Annotated in this window: 3 protein-coding genes; 2 read left to right on the forward strand and 1 reads right to left on the reverse strand. The window is 58.2% G+C overall.

Annotation, left to right across the window (positions count from 1 at the left end; all coding sequences use genetic code 11):
* On the forward strand, positions 1–659 hold a 659-nt coding region (locus ABD093_RS18400; protein WP_343926345.1), incomplete at its 5' end, for an IS1634 family transposase.
* Positions 660–890: 231 nt separating this feature from the next.
* Here ABD093_RS18400 and ABD093_RS18405 read toward each other — a convergent pair.
* Entirely contained in the window at positions 891–2,051 is a 1,161-nt protein-coding gene (locus tag ABD093_RS18405) for a hypothetical protein (RefSeq protein WP_343926347.1), read from the reverse strand.
* A gap of 628 nt (positions 2,052–2,679) precedes the next feature.
* Between ABD093_RS18405 and ABD093_RS18410 the strand changes: the two genes are divergently transcribed.
* Positions 2,680–2,940: a hypothetical protein gene (locus tag ABD093_RS18410; protein WP_343926349.1), complete on the forward strand. Its 261-nt coding sequence runs from the start codon at positions 2,680–2,682 to the stop codon at positions 2,938–2,940.
* Positions 2,941–3,134: the final 194 nt, after the last annotated feature.

Raw genomic sequence — 3,134 nt, forward strand, 5'->3', positions numbered from 1 at the left:
AGGACGGGCAGCTGATCGACACGACCACTCCGCGCCATGGCAACACGAAGACCGAAGCGAAGCGGCGCCGGCGGGAACCGATCTGGGACCCCGAGGCGCATCCCGGGCACTGGCGCGCGGTCTGGGCCTACTCCCGCAAACGCGCGGTTCACGACAACTACACGCTCACGCAGCAAGAGAACAAGGCACGAGCCGTAATCGCTGGCGACGCCGCAGTGAAGGGCACCCGATTCGTGAAGACCACCGCGGCGGGCCGAGCGCTGGACACCGCATCGCTGGAGCGAGCACGCCGCCTGGTGGGGTTGAAGGGCTACGTCACCAACATCCCCGCCAACATCATGGCTCCGACAGAGGTGCTCTCCAGCTACCACGAGCTCTGGCACGTCGAGCAGTCATTCCGGATGAGTAAGACAGACCTACAGGCCAGACCCATGTTCCACCGGCATCGAGACGCGATCGAAGCCCACCTCACCATCGCATTCACCGCGCTCGCGATCGCCCGTTTCCTCCAGGACAAGACCGGGTTCAGCATCCGCAAGATCATCCGCACCTTGCGCCCACTGCAAGACGTCACCATCAGCCTCGCCGGCCAGCAGATCACCGCCAAGCCCGACCTCACCGACGACGCCCGACACGTGCTCAACGCACTGACACACTAAAACTGTGCAACTCAGGACTATCCACTCGACGTGGATAAAACATGATTTATGTGACCGCTGTTCGGGGGCCGAGTCTCAAGTTAAACGGCGGGATCTGCCGACTCGGGCGGCGGCGGCGCGCGTGGCGGGGTCTGGAAATCAAGCCGCGAGGGCCGCTGAGTCGGATGATCAAGTCCTTCCCAATTCCAGAAAGGTCGACACCATAAGAGACCGGATATTGTTGAACGATCCTCAACGCTTTTCGTGTGCAATCTTATGGGCTTCGGCCAGGTATGCCCGAACCTGTCGAATCTCTTCCCAATCACGTTCAGAGTACGGCTCAAAGCCAAATTTATAGAGATTTTCCCAAAGGCCCTCACGCAATTCTCGCGGAAAGCTTGCGTAGGCGTCCCAGTTAACCTTCCCCATGAAATCCATGCTGCATTCAGATGCCAGATCCCGTGCACTAGAAGGAATATACTCAAAAAGTTCACTTATGGCATTCTCGGCGCCTTGGGATATGCAATATAGGGCGGCCAGGCTCGATGCATAGTCATCGCCCATACGGATATTCGGTGATTTGCTTGGATCGGATGCCGGAATATCCACGGATATGCCAAGTTTCGTACCCACGAGCGTACTTAGAGCGATCTTGCGGAAGATCTTACGATCAGCTGGACCAGATAGTGACTTTAGCGAGTTGTGGACATGCCACGGATCTGATTGGAGGATGACCGAAGCGGTGCCCACTTCCGTCAATCCGCGTGCGTAGCCTGCGTCGACGTATCCGAGTTCCGCGAGAACTGTAGGTGTGGGAACTCGTTTGGGGGTCCGCGAAAGCGATTCACCGAGGATCTGCCCAAAGCTATGGAAGCGCGAATTAAAATATCCAGCACTTAGGATTGCGCCGATAGCCATAAAGGTCCAGTGGTTCCGCGCCAACGATGTTCGATGCGAAGGTTCTGACCGCGCATTGGTTCGGATAATTAAGGTATCGAATTGCTTGAAAAAGTCAGCTTCCCGAGCGAACCATCCGCCGAAGTCCATCGAGACAAGGTGCGTCTCTTCGGGCATCAGTCGCCATGCACACAGGGAATCGAAGCCGCCGCTGAAGCTGAGAAGATTGCCTGTCGAGGATGTAATAGGCCGAGGCTGTTCGGAGGGTACGGCTTCGATGCTAGCACCCGTTGCTGCCCTAATGCTTTCTACAGCTGTATTATCGACTTCGAAGTCAAAGGTGATTGAGTCGTACTCGACACCGGCGAGAGTAGCCATAGCGAGAGCAACTTGCGTACTAGAGACGTTGACATCTCGGTCAAATTCAAACCACAGATCGACCGAATCTTGATACTCAGCACGGACCGAGATCGATTTATGGTTCAGCTCCAAATTATTGAATGTTATGTGCGACATCGGCTACCCTTCAATCATTGCATTCGCTGACCATTCGCGCCGACCGCAAAACTAGATAATGCACGTTTCGGCAATCATGTGCACTGAATTCTCTTTCGTGGTGGACTCGTGTCGTAGATAGTGAAGACCTGGCTGCCACACCCCCACGTGATACTGCGAGGTCGACTTCAGACTCTCGAACGCGCCCGTTTAAGCCTAGCGCAGATTTTGCGGCATGTCGCCTAACGTCCATCCGCCAAGACTCCTCGAAGCAGTGTACGGAGCATGGGGTGTCCGGCGCGATCGGTCTAGGGTAGTTTGCGCGCCCTATTTGTTGCGGGTCCTGACGCTGTAGTCACCGCGTAAGGGATGGAGGAACCGGCCCTGGAGTGCGCGCTGAGGAGTGGCTAAGTAATCCGTCTCCCAGAAGGCGGCACGCTCCAAGGACGACCGTGATGCGCCGCCGACCATCGTTGAGAGGTAGCGAGCCATAGCTCAGGTCGTCGGCTTCGCCCGCGGCGCTGTGGAGGTCCACATCGCGTGGGCTGCACACCCTGAATGCGTCAGGGGTCTCCGCAAGCACGGCGAGCCGGCACTGGAGGACCGCTTCAGAGCGCTGGCGCTCCGTCCCGCCCGCCTCCCAATCTGGGTGCTCGAGTTGCTCCAATCCTGGCGGCAGGAGCAGAAGTGGTTCGCGCCCCGAATCGGCCGCGAGCTCGCCGGCGGGCATGGCTTCGCGTACTACGTAAGGACGGTGACATGGAGGCTGAACTGGATCGGGCTGAACCCGATTCGCTACATCACCCCTGACGGCGAGAAGCGCCAATCACCAGCGAAGATGACGGCTCCTTGCCCAGACCAGATGCTCCTGGACGTCGAGAAGATCGGCAAGAGTCCCGACGGCGGCTGACGGACCCACGGCCGAGGAAACGAGAAGGTCCTCGCGAGGCCGCGGGAACGTAAGCAGGGCGAGGTCAGGGCTACACGGACGTCCCCTGAATTGAGGACGGGTTCTCCCGCCTGACCTAGCCTCGGGCTTTCATCGTTGAGGTGTCCGAGGGGTGGGTCGTGATGGGTGAAGGTGCTCCTGACCTGGAAGAATAG

Origin of the sequence: Brachybacterium tyrofermentans (assembly GCF_039526165.1) — a bacterium.
In the GTDB taxonomy this organism is placed as follows: domain Bacteria; phylum Actinomycetota; class Actinomycetes; order Actinomycetales; family Dermabacteraceae; genus Brachybacterium; species Brachybacterium tyrofermentans.

Excerpts from the sequence above, each read along its gene's own strand:
- ABD093_RS18405 (WP_343926347.1), bottom strand. The coding sequence starts at position 2,051 with ATGTCGCACATAACATTCAATAATTTGGAGCTGAACCATAAATCGATC.